At 68.9% G+C, this 16410-nt stretch carries 17 protein-coding genes; 2 read left to right on the top strand and 15 right to left on the bottom strand.

What is annotated here, in order from left to right; all coding sequences use genetic code 11:
* Window positions 1-69 precede the first annotated feature (69 nt).
* The 11 genes from BLA60_RS04675 to BLA60_RS04625 form a co-directional block, all read right to left on the bottom strand.
* Window positions 70-363 carry a gas vesicle protein K gene (locus BLA60_RS04675; RefSeq protein ID WP_075131366.1) on the bottom strand — a complete coding sequence of 98 codons (294 nt, stop codon included), beginning with the start codon at window positions 361-363 and terminating at the stop codon, window positions 70-72.
* A complete protein-coding gene (locus BLA60_RS04670) occupies window positions 360-557 on the bottom strand; it encodes a gas vesicle protein (protein ID WP_075131365.1) in 198 nt (65 codons plus the stop codon). The genes BLA60_RS04675 and BLA60_RS04670 overlap by 4 nt, the downstream gene beginning before the upstream one ends.
* Complete coding sequence (locus BLA60_RS04665; RefSeq protein WP_075131364.1) at window positions 554-1330, bottom strand: GvpL/GvpF family gas vesicle protein; 777 nt, start codon at window positions 1328-1330, stop codon at window positions 554-556. Before BLA60_RS04665 ends, BLA60_RS04670 begins: the two co-directional genes overlap by 4 nt.
* On the bottom strand, window positions 1327-1656 hold the full coding sequence (locus BLA60_RS04660; protein ID WP_075131363.1) for a gas vesicle protein: 330 nt from the start codon (window positions 1654-1656) through the stop codon (window positions 1327-1329). The genes BLA60_RS04665 and BLA60_RS04660 overlap by 4 nt, the downstream gene beginning before the upstream one ends.
* Complete coding sequence (gene gvpO, locus BLA60_RS04655) at window positions 1656-1943, bottom strand: gas vesicle protein GvpO (RefSeq protein WP_245811811.1); 288 nt, start codon at window positions 1941-1943, stop codon at window positions 1656-1658. Before gvpO ends, BLA60_RS04660 begins: the two co-directional genes overlap by 1 nt.
* Complete coding sequence (locus BLA60_RS04650) at window positions 1940-2179, bottom strand: gas vesicle protein GvpG (RefSeq protein WP_075131362.1); 240 nt, start codon at window positions 2177-2179, stop codon at window positions 1940-1942. The genes gvpO and BLA60_RS04650 overlap by 4 nt, the downstream gene beginning before the upstream one ends.
* 3 nt (window positions 2180-2182) lie before the next feature.
* A complete protein-coding gene (locus BLA60_RS04645) occupies window positions 2183-2935 on the bottom strand; it encodes a GvpL/GvpF family gas vesicle protein (RefSeq protein ID WP_075131361.1) in 753 nt (250 codons plus the stop codon).
* Entirely contained in the window at window positions 2932-3336 is a 405-nt protein-coding gene (gene gvpJ / locus BLA60_RS04640; protein ID WP_075131360.1) for a gas vesicle protein GvpJ, read from the bottom strand. The genes BLA60_RS04645 and gvpJ overlap by 4 nt, the downstream gene beginning before the upstream one ends.
* Window positions 3333-4313, bottom strand: coding sequence for an SRPBCC family protein (locus BLA60_RS04635; RefSeq protein WP_084734618.1), 981 nt, complete (start codon window positions 4311-4313; stop codon window positions 3333-3335). Before BLA60_RS04635 ends, gvpJ begins: the two co-directional genes overlap by 4 nt.
* A gap of 5 nt (window positions 4314-4318) precedes the next feature.
* Entirely contained in the window at window positions 4319-4837 is a 519-nt protein-coding gene (locus BLA60_RS45275; protein ID WP_075131533.1) for a hypothetical protein, read from the bottom strand.
* A 263-nt stretch (window positions 4838-5100) separates the two neighbouring features.
* Window positions 5101-6333 (bottom strand): PP2C family protein-serine/threonine phosphatase, encoded by a 1233-nt coding sequence (locus BLA60_RS04625; RefSeq protein ID WP_075131358.1) that lies wholly within the window; start codon window positions 6331-6333, stop codon window positions 5101-5103.
* A 57-nt stretch (window positions 6334-6390) separates the two neighbouring features.
* Between BLA60_RS04625 and BLA60_RS04620 the strand changes: the two genes are divergently transcribed.
* Complete coding sequence (locus BLA60_RS04620) at window positions 6391-6759, top strand: STAS domain-containing protein (RefSeq protein ID WP_075131357.1); 369 nt, start codon at window positions 6391-6393, stop codon at window positions 6757-6759.
* 155 nt (window positions 6760-6914) lie between these two features.
* On the opposite strand, the gene BLA60_RS04615 is transcribed toward BLA60_RS04620, so the two are convergent.
* The 4 genes from BLA60_RS04615 to BLA60_RS04600 form a co-directional block, all read right to left on the bottom strand.
* A complete protein-coding gene (locus BLA60_RS04615; protein ID WP_211288586.1) occupies window positions 6915-8381 on the bottom strand; it encodes an RICIN domain-containing protein in 1467 nt (488 codons plus the stop codon).
* Window positions 8382-8404: 23 nt separating this feature from the next.
* Window positions 8405-9712, bottom strand: a complete 1308-nt coding sequence (locus BLA60_RS04610; protein WP_075131355.1) for a ricin-type beta-trefoil lectin domain protein — start codon at window positions 9710-9712, stop codon at window positions 8405-8407.
* 436 nt (window positions 9713-10148) lie between these two features.
* Window positions 10149-10910 (bottom strand): FadR/GntR family transcriptional regulator, encoded by a 762-nt coding sequence (locus BLA60_RS04605; RefSeq protein ID WP_075131354.1) that lies wholly within the window; start codon window positions 10908-10910, stop codon window positions 10149-10151.
* Window positions 10911-11127: 217 nt separating this feature from the next.
* Complete coding sequence (locus tag BLA60_RS04600; RefSeq protein ID WP_084734617.1) at window positions 11128-12381, bottom strand: glycoside hydrolase family 6 protein; 1254 nt, start codon at window positions 12379-12381, stop codon at window positions 11128-11130.
* A gap of 569 nt (window positions 12382-12950) precedes the next feature.
* On the opposite strand from BLA60_RS04600, the gene BLA60_RS04595 reads away from it, so the two are divergent.
* The gene (locus tag BLA60_RS04595) at window positions 12951-16406 is read left to right on the top strand and encodes a ThuA domain-containing protein (protein WP_211288585.1); all 3456 of its coding nucleotides are present in this window, start codon (window positions 12951-12953) and stop codon (window positions 16404-16406) included.
* Window positions 16407-16410 lie beyond the last annotated feature (4 nt).

The raw sequence follows: 16410 nt of genomic DNA, 5'->3' as shown, positions 1-16410 counted from the left end.
TCGGTAGCGTTGACGCGTGTGCTCCTGGCTCATATCGAACCCGCGGTTCCGTACCCGGATGGAATTCGGTCAGTTCTCGGGCGGAAGAAGTGTGCCCAGTGGACCGAGATCGAGGTTGAGATCGGCGCGGGTGAGCTCGAAGTGCTCACACAGCTCGTCCATGCCCTCGTCCAGCCGCATCAGCGTCAGACCGATCTGTTCGATCTTCTCGTCGGTGAGGCCGCCGTCGTCGACACGGCGGATGGCCTGGCGCTCCATCAGCTGGCGCAGCAGTTCCACGACGGTGAGCACCAGCCCGGCCAGGCTCTGCTGGGCGGACTCCGGGTCTGCGTTGAGGTGGTGGTGGCGCGGCTGGTCGGTCATCGGGGGCGCTCCAGGGTGGTGCGCTCCAGGGTGCTGACCGAGGTCAGCAGGGCGTGCAGCGAGACGTGCACCAGGTCGACGTCCGCGATGGACAGTCGCAGCTCGCCGCTGATCACCACGCCGCTGGCCAGTACCCGGTCCAGCAGGTCGACCAGGGCGATGTGCCGGTCAGGGGCGGGAACGGGCGCGGTCACGGCTCACCTCCGGTGGTGGCGAAGGAGTACGCCGGCCACGGCCCGGTGAGCCGCAGCTCGACCTCCTCGGTGCGCCGGTCGAGCTCGTGGACCGTCTCGGCGAACGCGGCCGCGTCCCGCTCCGCGACCAGGTAGGCGCCGTTGAGGATCATCGGCCGGTTGGGGTCGGCCAGCGCGGGCGCGTGCGGACGGTTGCGCCGGGCGTCCACCGCGTGCGCGGCCAACGCGGCGTGCAGCGTGTCGGCCTGCTCGCGGGCGAACTGTTCGATCCGGGCGCCGGTGTCGCGTTCGGTGCGGCGCCGGCGCAGGTAGGCCGCGCCGGCGCCGGCCGAACCGGTCGCGGGGGCCGCCGGCTGCGGCTCGCGGAGTCGGTCGCGGTCCAGCAGGGCGCGCACGCCCCACTCCGTGCGGCCGGCGATCCGGTCCAGCGTTTCGGTGAAGCGGCTCGCGTCCGTGCGCAGCAGTTCGGCGACCCGGTCGTCGTCGTAGTAGACGGTGGTCAGTCGGAACGGCACGGCCGGAACTGTCAGCGCGACGGCGGCCACGACAGCGTCGTGCGCCCGCGCGACGCCGGCCAGCCAGTCGAGGTCCTCGAGGTTGCGTCGCAGCGCCTGCTCGCCGAACTCGGCCAGCGGCACGGTCCCGACGACCGCGCTCAGCCCTTTTCCGGCGACCGATCGGACGGTCTCGCCGGCGACCCCGGTGAGACCGTCCAGCAGGTGCGCGTCGACTTCCCTGGCCACCGCGTACACCCAGCTTCCGTACTCGGTCATTCCCCGCTCGCCTCCAGCTCGGCGATCTTGGCGCGCAGCTGCTTGTTCTCCGCCTCCAGCTGGCGTTGCCCGCCGCGACTCTCGATGGCCGAGCCGGACAGCCACGGGTCGTTCTCCCACCAGTCGATGCCGACCTGCTTGGCGGTCTCCAGGGAGGCGATCACCAGCCGCAGCTTGATGGTGAGCAGTTCGATGTCGAGCAGGTTGACCTGGATGTCCCCGGCGATGACGATGCCCTTGTCGAGCACGCGTTCCAGGATGTCGCCGAGGTTGGAGGCCGACTGACTGGGCGGGCCGGCCTGGGGGACGGTCGTCGGCTGGGTCATCAGTTCCTCCCCACGTCGGCACGGCCACGCGGGTAGCGCCTGGTTCTGCGGTAGGACAGCAGGTCGCCCTGCTCGTCCAACGCGGCCTCGTACACCGCGAGCATGTCCGAGGACGCCGGGATCCGGTGGTCCTCGATCACCTCGACCTCCACCAGCCAGCCGTCCTCGGTAGGTTCGACCGAGACCACGCCCGACACGTCCTTGGTCGTGAGCGCGCTGAGGTGCTCCTGTGCCTGGGCGGCGGCCCTGGTCGCCGACGTCGTGGTACCGGCCATCGCCACACTCACCTCTCCATCGTGTTCTGTTCGGTCATGCGGTCGAGAATCCGTTGCTGTGCCTCGGTTTCCTCAGCCGGGGTCAGTTCGCCCTCGGCTTCTCGCCGGTCGAGTTCCTCCAGTTCCCGGCGAACCGACATCGGGTGGCGCAGTTCCTCGTCGACCTGCCGCTGCACCACTTCGGCGAGCTTGACCACCCCGCGCACCGGGGCCAGCGGCAGGCCGACGATCATCGACAGCAGACCCATCGCTCACACCGCGCTGACCACGAAGTCGTAGGGCGCGAGTGGCCCGAGCAGCCGCAGGTCGACCCGGCCGGTCCACTGTTCGGCCAGCCGGTTCAACGCGGCCTCCAGGTCAGACTGTTGGTCGGTCCGCGCCAGGCAGGCCAGGTGCACGGCGTCCTCCTCGTGGGTGGGTTCCCGCGAGGTGACGGTCAGGTCCAGGTCTCCCAGCGCTTTCATCGCGGTCGAGGTGTCGGCCGCCCGCTTGGCCGCGAGCGCGTTGTTGACCGCCTCACCGAGGCTGATCCGCTCGTTGCGCGACGCGTCCTGCGAGGTCTCCCGGATCCGCTCCCGCAGCCGGTCCAGCTCGGGGTTCTCCCGCAGGATCTCGCCGAGCACGGTGTCGGTGTGGTAGCGGCCGCGCACCAGGTACTCGGCCCGGCCCTCCAGCTCGGCCAGCGCGCCGACGAACTCGTCGTGGTGCGGGGCGAGCAGTTCCTCGGTCACCTGCTCCCGGCCGGCGAGTACGCCGCCGAACTTCATCGGCAGCACCGGCACCTCGGCCGCGGCACCGTCGAGCAGCGCGGCGTGCGCGGTGAGGTCCTCCGGCCGGCCGAGCGCCTCGTCCGTGGGGACCGCGCTGATCAGCGCGGCGATGTCCCCGTGGGTGACCATGTCGACCTTGCCAGGGGGGTCGCCGACGCCCTCGGCGTCCGGCTGGACCTCCACGTCGGCCGGCACGATGCCGTAGACGTAGACACCTCGCGTGGACTCGGTCACCGCGAGCCTCCCTTCCGTCGCTGTCCGGCCGGCTCCTCCTCGCCGGAGTCGTCGCCGAGGGTCTCCCGCAGCTTCTCGCCGGCGGCCTCCAACGCGCCCTTGGTCTTGCTCTTGGAGCCGCTTTCCTGCATGCCCCCGACCAGGTCGGGCAGACCCTGCTTCTCGTCGGCGGAGATGTCCAGCCGGTTGACGGCCTCGGCGAACCGCAGGTAGGTGTCCACACTGGCCACCACGACCCGCGCGTCGATGGTCAACAGTTCGATACCGACCAGTGACACCCGCACGTACGCGTCGATGACCAGGCCCTTGTCCAGGATGGTGTCGATGACGTCGGCCAGACTGCTCGATGTCGGCCGTTCCACCCCGCTGCCGCCACCTGCTGGCTGCACGGCTGTGGTCATGATTTCCGGCCCTCGCTCTCCTCGTCGTCCTCGTCGGCCGCGTCCTCGTCGGTCCGGTCCTCGGCCGCCTCGTCGGTGTCGCCGGTCTCCTCGTCGGCGTCCCGCTCCGCCTCGTCGGGTTCGTCGACGACCTCGCCGTCACGGATCTCCCCGCGCCAGCCCTCGACGTCGTCCGGATTGAGCAGCGCGTGCCGCATCACGTACCGGCGGAAGTGCTTGAGCTCCAGACGGACCCGCCGGCCCTGGGCACGCCACAGATTTCCGGTGTGCTCGAACAGTCCCTGCGGGTGGTACTCCAGGACCACCAGGATCCTGGTCAGGTCCGGGGCGAGTTCGTGGAAGGTGACCGCGCCGTCGACGTGGCCCTTGTCGCCCTGGGATCGCCACACGATCCGCTCGTCGGGGACCTGCTCAAGGATCGTGGCCTCCCAGGTGCGGTGCGACCAGAGGATCTGGGCCTTCCACCGCAGCTTGCTGTCCTCGACCTGCTCGACGTCCTCGACCTTCTTCATGAAGGTGGGGAACTCGGTGAACCGGGTCCACTGGTCGTAGGCGAGATCGACCGGCACACCGACGTCGATCTCCTCGATGATGTTGGTCGTCTTGATCTTGCCCTTGCCCCTGCCCTTGTTCCCGCCCTTGCCGAACGCGCCCTTGACCTTGTCCTTCACGCCCTGGAACGCACCCTTCAGCGCCCCGGTCACGGCCTTGCCCCGCACGCCGGGTTCGCTGCCGGTCACCGCCTGCAGCAGCCCACCGCCCTTGCCGTCACCGTCGCTGTAGTCGGTGAGTCGACCGGTCGCGGCGCTGACCTTGTCGGTCAGCGAGCTGGTTGCCCTGGTGGTCACCGTCTCGGCGAGCCTGCGCAGCGAGTCGCCCAGCTGGGTGCTCTGCGTACCCTGCTTGGCCTTCTCGGTGACCTTCTCGGCCGCCTTCTTGCCCTTGCCGGCGGCCTTGCTGATGGTTTCGGTCGCCATGGACGTCACCCCCCGGCCCGGCGCACTGGAGTACGCGTGCGACTGCGGGTGGTGGACCGTCGGGGCTTCGTGTCCTCGCCCGAACTCCGTCGGGACGGGGCCCGGCGACGCGGACGCCGCGGCTCATCCCGGGACTCGGCGGACGATTCCTCCGAATCGGTGTCCGGCTCGTCCTCGTCGGAATCCCTGCTGGAATCCGTGGCCTCGCCGGAATCCACGTCCTCGGCGGACTCCTTGGGCTGCAAGCGATCATTGAGCGCGTCGATGCGGTTACTGGCGGCGGTCACGGCCGCGGTCTTCGCCGCGCCGACGAGCTGCCCGCGCGCAGCCTTGGTAAGACTGTCGAGGTCGGCCGAGGTACCGAGCTGGCTCAAGCCGCGTTGCAGAAGCTGCCGCGGTGAGCCGAGCGATCGGGTGGCACCAGCCGCGGCGATCATCAGTGCCAGCCGCATTTTCTTCGTGCGGCCGAGCAGATAGCCGAGTCCGACTCCCATTCCCAGCACAAGTCTTGACTGAGCGTTCATGCTCCTCCTCCCAACAGGGTGCCCCTCGAACGGGACCTGTTTGGGGTCGTACCCGAGGTGCGCGGTGTGAAACCGGATCATCGGGATCGGCGGAGGAAGTCTCGGTTCGATTCGTGGAGGAACGACACCTGTCCCACGGGTGAGGCAACGACAAACACGTGGGCGCCAACGAGATCCGAGCCGTTGAGAGTCCGCGGGCTCTGATCTGGGGTGCGGGGGTTACTCCCGTTGTGAAGCGCCGCGCTCGTGGGTCCCGCTCGGTCTCAGATCTCGGCCGCCGGATCGCGACACAGGACCACGACGGCGATGTCGTCACCGGGAGTGTGTCCGGCGACGAGCTTGTCCATGACGGTGGTGCACACACTGTCGGCCGTTTCGACGGTGACGGCGTCGCAGAGGTGGCCCATGCCCTCGTCGATGGAGGCGTTCCGACGTTCGACCAAGCCGTCGGTGTACAGGCACACCACCCCGCCGGGCTCGACGTCGAGCACATGGTTCCGACGCCGCCGCGGGGCAAGACCGGTGCCGACCGGCAGGTCCGGAGGGATATCCGCCACCGTGCCCAGCGTCCCGGGCCGACACACCACGGGAGGCGGGTGGCCTGCCAGCGAGATCTCCAGGCGATGCGTCCCCGGATCGAACACCGCGTAGGCAGCGGTGGCCATGGCACCGGGTTCGAAATGGGTCAGCTTGCTGTCGAGCTTCTCCAGTACGACAGCGGGATCCTCGGTCTCCAGCGCGTAGGCACGCACCACGCTGCGCATCCGCCCCATGATCACCGCGGCGCGCAGTCCGTGCCCCACCACGTCGCCGATCACCAGGCCGAGCCGACCGGAGGGCAGGGTGAACGCGTCGTACCAGTCACCGCCGACGCCGTTGTCCCCACCGGGGAGATAGCGCCCCGCGAGCGAGAAGCCAGGCACAGCGGGTAACCGCGCCGGCAGCAGGCTGCGGTGCAACGCCTTGGCGGCGGCACGCTCGGCCCGAGAGGACGCGACCTGCGTCGCGAGGGCGATGCGGTCGGCCGCGACCTGCAGCAGGTTGATGTCGTCGTCGGTAAAGATCCGACTGGTCACCGAGCCGACGTACAGAACGCCGATGACCTGCCCCTCGGCCAGCATCGGCACCCCGAGCAGGCAACGCACTCCCCGTTCGACGAGCCGACGGTCGAGCAGGGTGCTCTCATCGACCTGGTCGAGCATGACCGGACCTTTCCGGTCCGCCACCATCCCCGCGAAGCCGCGTCCGATCGACACCTGGACGTCGTCGCTCAGGTCCTCGTTGAGGCCGATGACCACCGTCGGTGTGAGGCCACCAGCCAGGGTGTCGTTCATCAGGACGACCGCGCTGTCGGCCTCGAGCAACTCCAGTACCCGTTCCAGCAGCTCGCGCTGCATGTCCTCCAACTCGACGTGGGCCAGCGCGGTATCGGTGACCAACTCGATACGGCTCAACCGTTCCTGCGCACCGTTCGCCCGGCTGGCCGGCTTCGACATACGCTCAGCCTAGCCACCCAGGTTGCCACCGGATGCTCACAACCACAGGATGGAGTCATGAACCCCGATCCCCAGCCCACCGTACTCCTGGTCGACGCGGAAACCCACGGGCGGGCGGTGGTCCTGCTGGTGAGCGGAGAGATCGACGTGATGACCGCCTCCCAGCTGGAAGAATCCGCACTCCGCGCGCTGGAGGACACCCCGGCCGTCCTGGTCGTCGACCTGAGCGGTGTCACCTTCCTGGCCTCCGCGGGGCTCGCCGTCCTCGTCGGCATCCGGAAAGCAGCCGCCCACACACCGACCGACGTGCGTTTCGTCGCCGCGGCGCCCGCGACGCTCCGCCCGCTTCAACTGATGGGCCTTGACCAGGACCTCGCCCTGTACCCCACCCGCGACGAGGCCCTCACCGACGCACCGCCGAGCTGATCACGCCGATCGCCCCCGGTCGAGGTCGTGTTCGGCCGCCGGGCCACACCACTCGCCGATCGTGATCTTCGCGCGGGGGTGTGCCGGGTGTGACCCAGGTGCCGAGTTGCTCGACCGACTCGTCCATGCTCCGCGTGGCGAACCCGCCGCCCGGTTCAGACGGCCGTTCGTGACCACTGCTGGTTGGCGCCGGTGCCGCACGTGTACTGCGTGAGGATCACACCGTCCGCGGTCGACGCGGCCGGTACGTCCACGCATTTGCCGCTGTGTCGTGCCCGGAGCTGGAAGTAGCTGCCGTTGGCGACCATCTGGAACTGCTGGTTGGTGCCGGAACCACAGGTGTACTGGATGAGGTCGGCGCCGTCGGCCGTTGAAGCGCTCACCACATCGAGGCACTTTCCGCTGTGGCGGCTGATGATGCGCCAGTAGCCGCTGCCGGCGTCCTGGAACTGCCACTGCTGCCACGGGTTGCCGCCGTAGGTGTACTGGCCGACGCGCGCACCGTTGTCGGTGTTCGGCGCCTGGACATCCATGGCCTTGCCGCTGTGGCGCACATCGATCCGGTAGACCGTGGGCGGTGGGTTCGTGGAGCCGTCGCCCCAGCCGTAGCGGATCCGGTCGGCGCCGGAGGCGTTGCGGACGGTCAGGTCGAGGTTGGTGCCGCTGCCGCTCATGGCGTACATCGAGTACCAGTCGTACCCGATGGTGCCGGGCTTGCCGCCGACGGCGGGCCAGTAGGTGCCGCCCATCTGGTTGTCGCGCATGACCTGCGCCATGGCGCGGATGTGCCGCACGAAGTTGTCGGTGCTGTTCGCGTCGGCGTAGTTGAGGCCGGTGGACATCGGCGCGCCGAACTCGGTCGCGACAGCGCGGGAGGCGCAGTTGCCCAGGCGCGTCTGAATGTGGCTCCGGAAGGCGTCGTAGGTCATCGGGTTGTAGAAGAAGGCGTAGTGGTGGAAGGACAGCAGCGTCGAGGTGAAACGGCTGTCGTCGCAGATGTCCCGCAGATCCTGGCTGAAGCCGGTGCCGCCGATGAGCACCCTGCCGGGCACAGCCGAGGTGTGATAGCTGAGCCAGTTCGCCGCGACGTCGCGCCAGTCCGCCGACGAGTAGCCGTGCGGCTCGTTCATCGGTTCGAAGTAGACGTTGCTGTTCGAGCCGTAGGTGTTGGTCACGCTGGACCACATCGTGTTCCACGCGGTCATGTTCGTGATCCTGCCGCCGGAGGCAGCGCCGTCCTCCCAGTAGGCGAGGATGACCTTGAAGCCGCGTTCGGTGGCGGCGTCGATGGCGCCACGGTAGGCGTTCCACCAGGTCGTACTGGCCACCGTGTGCGTGTTGATGGGAAGCCGGACGGTGTTGACCCCCATGGTGGAGGCCATGTCGTCGTAGAGGGCGTTGGCTTTGGCTCGTACCGTCGCGTTGCTGTCGGACTGGCTCAGGCCCTGCACGACGAGCGGGCTGGTGCTGAAGTTGTCCCCCAGCACGGCCCAGTTCATGCCTCGGAACTGGTGGGTGGCGGCAACGGCCGGCGATGCGGTGACGACGAGACTCGCCGCCGCGGTGAGCGCGGTCGCCACCAGGGAGATCAGCAACCGGCGCGCCGATCGAACGCGTGTCATCAGATCTCCCGTCTCCTGTCGACTCATGCCCTTGCCCAGCGCTGGTTGGCGCCGGCGTGACAGCTCCAGACGTTCACGGCGGTGCCGTTGGCCGTGCCGGCGCCGCTGACATCCAGGCACAGTCCGTTCTGGACGCTGCTGACCGTGCCATTGGCGTTGATGGTCCACTGCTGGTTGGCGCCGCCGTTGCAGTCCCAGATCCGGGCCCGGGTACCGGCGGTGGCACCGCTGGGGATCTCGAGGCATTTACCCATCACCTGCAGTGCCTGCCCGGTCAGGGTGAACTGCTGGTTGGCATTGGTGTGACAGTCCCAAATGATCATCTGGGAGCCGTTGGCCGAGGCCGCGCCGTTGACGTCCAGGCACCGGCCGGAGGCCTCGCCGCGCAGGCGGAACGTGGGCGGTGGCGGCGGCGGGGACTCTCCGGTGAAGAACCGCCACACCTCGTTCTTGACCCAGCTCCTCGCGCCGCTCTCGCAGCCAGCGCACCCATCCACCGGGCCCTGTTGGTGACCACCGTCGAAGGGCGCCCAGACAACCGGATATCCGTCCCGACACCCCGAGTAGGCGGTGCTGATGTGGGTCAGGCTGCCCCCCGGTGGTTCCGGTGGGTTCTGGGCGGTACAGCCGTTGTTCCGGACGAACCTGTCCCGCAGCGCCCGCCCGGACCCGATGTTGTCGTTGATGCCGTGGATCCCCATGTACGCGATGGGCTGCGTCCCACCGCTACATCCGCTGAGCTCCCGAGGTGCGCCGATGACCGCGACCGCGCGGAACGTCGTCGCCCTGGCGCACGCGATCGCGTAGCTCATCGCGCCGCCGTAGCTGAAGCCAAGAGCGAAGCGCTGCGTCGTGTCGACACAGAGACCGTCGTCGATCATGCGCATCATGTCGTCGACGAAGGTCAGATCCTCACCACCGGAGTTGGCCCAGCCGTTGTTGAGGCCCTGAGGCGCCACGAGGATGGCGGTGTCGTTCGCCAGTCGCCGCAGCCCGTAGTGGGCGTACACGTCTCCGTCGGTTCCGCCGCCGGCGACCTGTTGCATGGTGCCGCCCAACCAGTGGAACCCGAACACCAACCGGTGTTGGCGGGTGTTGTCGTAGTTTCCGGGAACGCTCAGGATGAACTGCCGACTCTTACCGCCGCTGGAAATCGTGTGCGTACCACTCTGCAACGTCGGAGCCTGACCACAGCCAGCCGACGCGGCGAGCGTGCCGGCATCCGTGGCCTCGGGGGCCGGCCCGGCCTCCGCCACACTCGCACCGGTGAGTGTCACCGTGGCGGCGACGACCAGCGTCCACCACCGCCGTGGACGTGTGTCCTGTCTCATGAGCGTGCCTCCCATCCGATGGTTCAGGGCAGGGTCCAGCGTTGGTCGGGGCCGTTGAAGGCAACCTGGGAGCGCTCCCAGTCGAGGGCGCGGAGAACCCAGGACGCCAAACGGACTCAATGGGTTCAACGACCCCAGGGTCGCCACGCATCGGGACCAGGTGGGGCATCCGGCAAGCTCGGCCGCGGCACGCCAGCCCAGCTGGCGACCACCCCGATCATCCGCGGGCCCATCCTCATTCGCGGGTCAACCGCGGGCCGAGCGGCAGGTGCACAGGGACAGTTCGCCGTTGAACCATAAGGACTCCCGAACAGCGTCGAAGCGGTTCGATCCATTGATTACCGTACGGGACCAATCACTGACAGCGCAATGCTTCTGTCTTATCCGGGGAGGATGTTTCCGACTTATCGAACGGCGCAAGGAGGCGGCCAGCAGCTCAGCCGAAGACGCGGCGCTGGATCTGGTGCCGGTAGTCATCGAGGGTGTTGTCCAGGTGGGTGGCCGTGGCCTGGGCCGCGCTCTCCGCGTCGCCGTCGCGGACGGCCTTCAGGATCGCCGCGTGTTCCTCCACCGCTTCGGCCGCGTGGCCGCCGACGGCACCGTGCATGCCGATGATGTTGGACTGACGTTGCAGGAGGCGGGCCTCACGCACCGCCGCGACCAGGAACTGGTTGTGCGAAGCCGCCGCGACCGCGAGGTGGAACTCCTCGTCACCGCGGTCGAACAGCGCCGCCTCCCCCGTCACCTGGCCCTGGCGGCACATCTCGACCGCCGCCTCGATCGCCCGCAGTTCCGCCGGCGTCGCGTGGATCGCCGCCAGCCGGCTCGCCGCCGTCTCCTGGATCCGGCGGAACTCGAACAACATGTAGACGTGGTCCAGATCGGTCGGCAGGAAGAACCCGCCCCAGCGCGAGGAACCCAGCATTCCCTCGTCGTCGGCGACGTACAGGCCACGACCCTTCTGCGCCCGCACCCGCCCGATCGCGGACAGGATCTTCACCGCCTCGCGCACCATGCTCCGGCTGGTACCCAACCGCGCGGCCAACTCGTTCTCGGTCGGCATCCGATCCCCCGGCCGAAACCCCGCCTCGGCGATCAACAGCAGAATCCGCTCAGCCACCAACTCATAACCAGGCCGGTACGCGTCGGCTGCCGGCGCGGCGTCCTGATCGATCTCTTCTCCCCGGTCGTTGGTCACACGGGAAGAGTACGGCGTCCACGCGTTGTCCAACCCGCCCGAAGGTCGCGCCGCGGCGCGCGGGTCCTCCTGGGCGATCCGAGACGCACGGCCGAATCCGACCGCGCCACCGGGGCGTCGGTCCGGAGGGACGGGGTCGGCGTTTCGCGCGCCTCGAGCGGCTCGGCGCGGGGTGGACGAGGTGCTGCGCCACCCCACGCTTCCCGCCACCTATCGCCTAGGCACAAGGCACTCCGTTCAGGGTCGGCGAGAGGAACGACTGGCTGCCGTTGTGGCTCGCGGTGTACCCGATGGTCGTGGTGCCACCGGTGTCGAGCCGGCCGTTCCACGACTCGTTCGTGACCCGCACGGTGTCCCCCGTGTCGGTCCACGTCCCACCCCAACCCTGGGTCACGGTCACGTTCGGCGCGGAGAACGTGAGTGTCCACCCGTCAATGGACGGCCCGCGGTTCTCGATGACGATCTCACCGGTGTAACCGGACTGCCACGTACTGACCACCCGGTGCGTCACCCCGCACGAACCGGTCCCCGGCTCCGGCGTCCAGTTGGCGGCGGCCGCCAACTCGTACGCGCGCTGCGGCACGAACTGGCCCGCCGGAGCGATACATCCGTCGGACTCACCCGGCAGCTTGATCCACAGGAACGCGGCGATCTGCCCGTCACCGGTCTGGTCCGTGCTCGGCGTGCCGATGGCCCGCCCCGCCGGGTCACACCACTCGCTGCCCAACGGCCCGTTGCCGTTGCGGCTGGTGTCGACCACCGCGCGCAGCCGCGAGTCACCCACGGCGTTGAGCACCGCCTTGGCGAAGGCCACCTCGTCGGCGGTCGACCGGTAGTTCGACACGTTGGTGGAGATGCCATCCGCGCTGTTGGAGATGTCGGCACCGCGCAGCCGCGCCGCAGCCTCCCCTGGCGCCAGCCACGCGGAGTGGCCGATGTCGAGGTACACCTTCGCCTGCCCGGACCCTGACTTGAGTTTCCTGCCCGCGTAGGCGATCGACGCCTTCGTCTGGTTCTGCTGATCGGCCGACTGGCAACTCGTCATGAGCGGCAACACATCCGGTTCCAGCACGATCACCGCCGGACGGCCGGCCAGGCCCGCCGCGACCTGGTCGACCCACGCCCGATAGGCGTCGTGGGACGGTGCGCCGCCGCCGCTGGGACCACCGCAGTCGCGGTTCGGGACGTTGTACACGACCATGATCGGGATCTTTCCCGCCGACGCGGCGGCCCCGACATAGGCGTCAACCTCGCCCCGCACCGTTGAGGTGTTGGTAGTGGTGAACCACTTCCCCTGTGGCGTGGCCGCGATGCGGTCCCGGATCATGGGCGTTCTGGAGTCGTTCGGGTTCGCCGCCACCCACCTCGCCGAGCCGGTGTTCGGATCGACGTAGAACGGGGACGCGGCGGCCTGGGCGGTTCCCCCGGCGGCGACGGTGACGACGCTCGCGATGAGCGCCGCCACCATCATGCCTCCGGCAACAACGGTGTTGCGCATGCGGACTCCTGTCAGAGGGGCGGGTAGGCGATCCGGACGAGCGTCGCGACGACCACACCGCCGAGTATCGGATTCCTTGATCGCATACGGGGTTCCTCGCAGCGTCGTCGGCGCCGGCGGACTGGGAGCGCTCCCAGACCCCCTTGAACTGTAACCGGCGACGACGAAAAGTACGACCAATTTCTTCAGGTCACTTTCTCGGTCGGCATCAGGCACCCGGCCGCAGTACCACCGGGAGCATGACTGGACCTCCACCAGGCGGAGAGAGCCACCGAAGCGCGTGACCAACGCGAATAAGTCGTACTTATGCACCACTGGCTCTTGACTCCGACCACCGACAGCCAGCTATGGTGTGATCCGGGCAACACACCTGGTATCACCATCGAGTCCGAACATGGTCCCTCGGACTGCCGCGGCCCTCCTCCCGAGTATCGGCAGGCGGCAATCGCGCAGCGGGCTGGGAGCGCTCCCAACGGAGGTGAGCGAGCAGATCTGAACCCGGCTCCACGCGATCGCCTCTCCCCTGCCTTCGGAGGCCCACCGTGCGACACGCACTCGGCACGTTCCTGACCGCGCTCGCCTGCGCCCTGCTGGTGAGCATGCTGACCGCGTCCACCGCCCCCGCCGCCCCGGCCGTGGGCGAGAAAGTACTGCTGTTCACCAAGACCGCCGGCTACCGGCACGACTCCATCCCGGCCGGTGTCGCGATGTTCCAGCAGATGGCCACGGACAACGGCTGGCAGCTCACGCACACCGAGGACTCGACCGTCTTCACCGACGGCACACTGCCCACCTTCGACGTCGTCGTCATGTTCCAGACCTCCGGCATGGTCTGGACGACGGCGGCGCAGCGGACGGCCTTCCAGAACTACCTGCGCGGCGGCGGGGGCATCGTCGCGATCCACAACGCCACGGACATGAACATCGAGAACGAGTTCCCGTGGTGGGACCAGGTGCTCGGGATGACCATGACCCAGCACTCGGCCACCGTCGCCGGCACGGCCAAGGTCGCCGACCAGGCGCACCCGTCCGGCCAGGGCCTGCCGCAACGCTGGAACCGCACGGAGGAGTGGTACAACTTCAACCGCAACGCCCGCGGTGACGTGCACGTGCTGGCCACGGCCGACGAGACGACCTACGACCCCGGCTCGTCCGGCATGGGCAGCGACCACCCGATCTCCTGGTGTCGCAACGTCGAGGGCGGCCGGCTGTGGGCGACGGCCATGGGGCACCAGTCCTCCGCGTACTCCGAGCCCCTGTTCCGGTCACACATCCTCGGCGGTGTGCGGTCCGCCGCCGGCACCGCCGCGGCCGACTGCGGCCCGACCGTGTGGACGAACTACGACAGGGTCGAACTGGACGCCAACACCGTGGCGCCCGGCACGCTCGACATCGCACCGGACGGCCGGGTGTTCTACACCCAGTACGGCGGGCAACTGAAGATCTACAAGCCGAGCACCAGCAGCACGGTCACCGCCGGCACCCTCTCGGTCTACACCGGCGGCGAGGACGGCCTGGCCGGCGTGGCGCTCGACCCGAACTTCGCCACCACCGGCTGGGTCTACCTGTACTACTCGCCAGCCGGTTCTCAGGAGGTCAACCGGGTGTCGCGCTTCACGGTCAGCGGCGACTCACTGGTGTCGGGCAGCGAGCAGGTGCTGCTGACCATCCCCGCCGCGCGACAGTCCGAACCCGGCCACACCGGCGGCTACCTCACGTTCGGGCCGGGCGGGAACCTCTACGTCGGCGTCGGCGACGACACCAATCCGCACGAGTCCAGCGGCTACACGCCGATCGACGAACGGTCCGGGCGCGCCCTGTTCGACGCGCAGAAGACCTCGGCCAACACCAACGACCTGCGCGGCAAGATCCTGCGCATCCACCCGGAGTCGAACGGCACCTACACGGTCCCGAGCGGCAACATGTTCGCGCCCGGCACCGCGCAGACCCGGGCGGAGATCTACGCGATGGGCTTCCGCAACCCGTTCCGGTTCACCGTGGACACCGACGGCACGCTCTACGTGGCCGACTACGGCCCGGACGCGGGCGCCGACAACGCCAACCGCGGGCCGGGCGGGCTGGTCGAGTGGAACGTGATCGAGTCCCCCGGGTTCTACGGCTGGCCGTACTGCGTGGCGAACAACATCCCGTTCAACGACTTCAACTTCGCGAACAACACCTCCGGCGCCACGTTCAACTGCGCCGCGCCGGTCAACACCTCCCCCAACAACACCGGGCTCACCAGCCTGCCCTCGGCGCGTGCGGCCGCCGTCTGGTACGGCAACGGCGGCAACGGCAACGCCTTCCCGGAGATGGGTGGCGGCGGCGAGGCACCCATGGCGTTCCCCGTGTACCACTACGACCCGAACAACCCGTCGGACACCAAGTTCCCGCAGTACTTCGACAAGACGGCGTTCTTCGGCGAGTGGGCGCGCAACACGATGCACGAGTTCCGGCTCGACGGCTCGGGAAACCTGTTGAAGATCAACCGGTTCCTGGCCAACCTGACGTTCAGGTCGCCGATGGACGCCAAGTTCGGCCCGGACGGCTCGCTCTACCTGCTCGAATGGGGCAGCGGGTTCGGCCGGGACAACCCCGACTCCGCTCTCTCCCGAATCGACTACATCTCCGGCGACCGCGCCCCGATCGCCCGCGCGACAGGAACCCCGTCCTCCGGTGGAACGCCGTTGACCGTGAGCTTCTCCAGCGCCGGGTCGTCCGACCCGGCAGGCGGCGCGCTGACCTACCGGTGGACCTTCGGCGACGGCGGCACTTCCACCTCGGCCAACCCGTCGCACACCTACACCACGCGCGGCCAGTACAACGCGCAGCTCACGGTGACCGCCGTGAACGGGCGGACCGGAGTCGCCAACGTCGCGGTGACCTCCGGCAACACGGCGCCGACGGTCCGGTTCACCGGGCCCGCCCACGGCGGGATGTTCGACTTCGGGGACACCGTGCCCTACGGCGTGACCGTCACCGACCCGGAGGACACGACGATCGACTGCGGCCGGGTGGTCACCACCCCCGCACTCGGCCACGACGAGCACGCGCACCCGCTCGACCCGAGGACCGGCTGCTCGGGGACAATCACGACCGGCTCGGACGGCGGCCACGGAGCGGACGCGAACCTGTTCTACGTGGCCGACGCCGTGTACACCGACGGCGGCGCCACCGGCGTGCCCGCGCTGACCGGACGAGCCCAGGTTCTGTTGCAGCCCAAACACAAGCAGGCCGAGCACTTCACCGGCTCGTCCGGTATCCGGGTCGTGTCCCAGGCGGGCGCGGAGGCCGGCGCCCGCATCGGGGACATCAGCGACAACGACTGGATCTCGTTCACGCCGATGAACCTGACCAACATCAACCAGGTCTCGTTCCGGGTGTCCTCCCCCGGCCCGGGCGGCACGATCGAGCTGCGGGCCGACTCGCCGACCGGACAGCTGGTGGCCACCGCGACCGTGGGGAGCACGGGTGGGTGGGACAACTACGCGAGCCTGGCACCGGTGACCGTGACGCGGCCGGCCGGCACGGTCGAGTTGTTCGTGGTGTTCAGGTCCACGGCGAACAACGCGTTCGACCTGGACTCGATGACGTTCGTCGGACCCGGCGTGGGCACCCCCGCCGGGGGCGACGGCGGCGCGATCACCGGTGCCGGCGACAAATGTGTCGACGTCAACGGCGCCAGCAGCGCCGACGGCACCAAGATCCAGCTCTGGACCTGCACCGGCGGCGCCAACCAGCGCTGGACCCGCAACGGGACCACGCTGCGGTCGCTGGACAAATGCATGACGGCAACCGGTACGGCGGACGGCGCCCTCGTTCAACTGTCCACCTGCAACGGTGGCTCGGGACAGAACTGGGCCGCCCAGACCAACGGATCGCTGGTCAACTCCGGCAAGTGCCTCGACGCCAACGGGGCCAGCACCGCGGACGGCACCCAACTGATCATCTGGACCTGCCACGGCGGCGCCAATCAGCGCTGGACCGTGCCCTCGTGACTGG

It is taken from the genome of Actinophytocola xinjiangensis (assembly GCF_001921215.1).
Taxonomy (GTDB): domain Bacteria; phylum Actinomycetota; class Actinomycetes; order Mycobacteriales; family Pseudonocardiaceae; genus Actinophytocola; species Actinophytocola xinjiangensis.
This window is presented reverse-complemented; position numbering and strand designations above follow the sequence as displayed.